The sequence below is a fragment of the Kitasatospora sp. NPDC085895 genome (assembly GCF_040702125.1).
Classification (GTDB): Bacteria; Actinomycetota; Actinomycetes; order Streptomycetales; family Streptomycetaceae; genus Kitasatospora; species Kitasatospora arboriphila.
The window spans coordinates 1-2355 of sequence record NZ_JBFBJY010000209.1 but is presented as its reverse complement, the minus strand read 5'-3'; the positions used below and the strand labels follow the sequence as shown (position 1 = coordinate 2355).

At 52.0% G+C, this 2355-nt stretch carries 5 protein-coding genes; all 5 read right to left on the bottom strand.

All coding sequences use genetic code 11. The features are described 5' to 3' along the window. Positions 1 to 112: phage DNA ejection protein (locus AB0442_RS42230; RefSeq protein WP_366168811.1), on the bottom strand; the 112-nt coding region annotated here is incomplete at its 3' end. Between the two features lie 9 nt (positions 113 to 121). After that, positions 122 to 772, bottom strand: coding sequence for a hypothetical protein (locus tag AB0442_RS42225; RefSeq protein ID WP_350590100.1), 651 nt, complete (start codon positions 770 to 772; stop codon positions 122 to 124). Further along, on the bottom strand, positions 766 to 1227 hold the full coding sequence (locus tag AB0442_RS42220) for a DUF2824 family protein (RefSeq protein WP_350590099.1): 462 nt from the start codon (positions 1225 to 1227) through the stop codon (positions 766 to 768). The genes AB0442_RS42225 and AB0442_RS42220 overlap by 7 nt, the downstream gene beginning before the upstream one ends. Then, positions 1227 to 2135 carry a hypothetical protein gene (locus AB0442_RS42215; RefSeq protein ID WP_350590098.1) on the bottom strand — a complete coding sequence of 303 codons (909 nt, stop codon included), beginning with the start codon at positions 2133 to 2135 and terminating at the stop codon, positions 1227 to 1229. The genes AB0442_RS42220 and AB0442_RS42215 overlap by 1 nt, the downstream gene beginning before the upstream one ends. Continuing rightward, a partial coding sequence (locus tag AB0442_RS42210; protein WP_366168810.1) for a packaged DNA stabilization protein occupies positions 2135 to 2355 on the bottom strand: 221 nt, incomplete at its 5' end. The genes AB0442_RS42210 and AB0442_RS42215, both read right to left, overlap by 1 nt.

Here is a 2355-nt window from a genome sequence, read left to right as displayed (position 1 = left end):
CTCTGATAAATCCTAGAGCAGCATTTGCATCGCTGGCCTGCGGAGCGTTCGTATTGTTGGTGCCGATACCAGCCAGCAAACTGCCTGCGTTACCTTGTTGCCACGTTGCCATGATTGCCCCTTAAAACAGTGAGCCAAGCGCGCCAACCCCTGCGCCAATAGCAGTACCCCAGCCCGGCATAATCGCAGTGCCAGCGGCTGCGCCTGCTGCTGCACCCTGGAGGGCTCCGCCGAATTTTGATGGCCGATTAGCATTAGCCGCAGCTAGACCTGCCTGCTGTTGTAACAACTGTCCGGTATTGTTCGCATAGGACTGACCGGCATTTGCCTGCCCCTGCAATGCACCAAGACCGATATTTGCTAGGTTCTGGTAGTTGTTCATCTGACCTGTGAGCCAGTTCTGACCAAGCATTGGGGCGATAGACGCCAGCCCGTTGCTTGTAGCTGATGAGCCAAGACCTCCAGTTGCCTCTGACGACGCCAGTTGCTGATACCTGGCTTGATTGGCCAGGTCTTTAAATTGACCTGAGTTGTAATAATCGTTCAGCGCTGACTGCTGGCCTTGCAGTGAAGATAACCCCTGCAGTTGACCAATGTACTGTTGAGCAAGAGGCGTGAATGGCGCAAGGTTCTGCATGTTCGTCTGCCACATCTCGCGCTGCAGATCGATCCCGCGGTTAGTTGCATCTGCCTGAGCGCCTGCACCACTGTCCCCGCCTTTGCAGGGCACTTCGCGATCACGAACTTTGTTCATAAGCTGGAAAATTAGCATTTCTGCATGTCCTCATACTGCGAACGAGTGAGCTGATACAACGTGACGCCAATAGGCTTGCCGTTGCTCATATATGCATCATCAAGGTGCCCAATGCGCGTAGCTCCGAGCAACCTTATGATTGCTCGGCCATATTTGGTAGTGTCTGGAACCATCGTGACGCTGTTAAGGAATGGAGAGTTTTCGAGAAGCCATTTGCAGAATAACCTGTGGCCGTTCAACGCATATTCCCCCCGAAATCCAGGGTCATATATCGCGTGGCATTCAACAACGCTATGCCAGAAACTGCGGACTTCATGAACGCCGGTCAAGACTAATCCCTCGTAAATTCCTAGATAAAACGCATCAGGCTTGATGTGATATTTATCACCGGAATCAACGATATTTCCTGTCGTTTCTGGATTATTTAGAAATTCTGCAAGCTTAACCGGGTTATCGATGAGCTTTATTTCCATTAGTTTATTAACCCATGAGCCCTTAGGTCATCTTCAAGCGCTTTAATGCGCTGGCGAGCCTGAGTAAGGGAGTTGGCGATCTGCTGTATCTGAACGATGTCCAGAATCCCAATCGTCCATGCCTGGTTAGCGTCGAATGCTCCGCGGTACGCAGTGCCGGTTGCTGCCGTCCATCCTGTTCGTTGCGCTCCGACAACCTGAATGCCTGCCACTTTGTAAGAAACGGCATTAACGCTGCCGCCAACTTGCAGCTTGTCAGTGGTTGGCGTTGCAATGTTGCCTACGAGGAACGAACCGCCAGAGGACTGCACCGATTGGCTAGTTGATACAGCCTTAGATACATAGTTGGTTTCGATGGTTGAAACCTTTCCCTGCAGAGTAGTGATATTGCCTTCTGCAGTAGTGACGCGTGTTGTCAGTGATGCGACATTGGTTTGCAGCGATGTAATGTTGCTCTCAACCGTCACCATGCGGACGGTAAGGCCTGCAATATCCGTGGTGTTCTGGGTTATACGCGTTTCATGGTTAGCCAGTTCCGCTTCGTTGGCAGAAATCCTCGTTTCGTGGTCTACAAGCTCAGCTTCTGCGGCTGTGATTCGCGTCTCATGATCAACCAAGGTCGCTTCAGCAGCTGTGATGCGTTGCTCATGGTTGACGAGCGTCGCCTCTGCAGCTGTTATTCGCGACTCATGGTTTGCCAGAACCAAATCCTGCTCGTCGTTCTTCTTCTGGGCGTCCCATGCCCCCTGACCAGCTTCATTGGCCTTTCCCGCCACGTTGCCCAGGTCGGTTCCCTGTTGAATGACGTAAAGTAGGTAAGGCTGGGAGAAGATATTGCGAGGCAGGAGAGTGGCATCGATGCGCGTAGCCTGGATGATTACTGGTTCTTTCAATCCATCATCAGCCATTATTCGATCCTCAATGAGCAGTCCGATAGAGTTACCGGTGAGCGGGTAATCACGCGCACCTTGAAGCCGATATTCTTCCTGACTCGGCCAACGCGACGCCATATAGCGCGCTTGTCGTAGATGAATGGCGCATTGTAATCGACCATTTGTTCTCGGCCGTAGTTTGAGCCATCAACCGTTGCAGAAATGAATAGACGCTCAGCCCACTGAGACACACCCG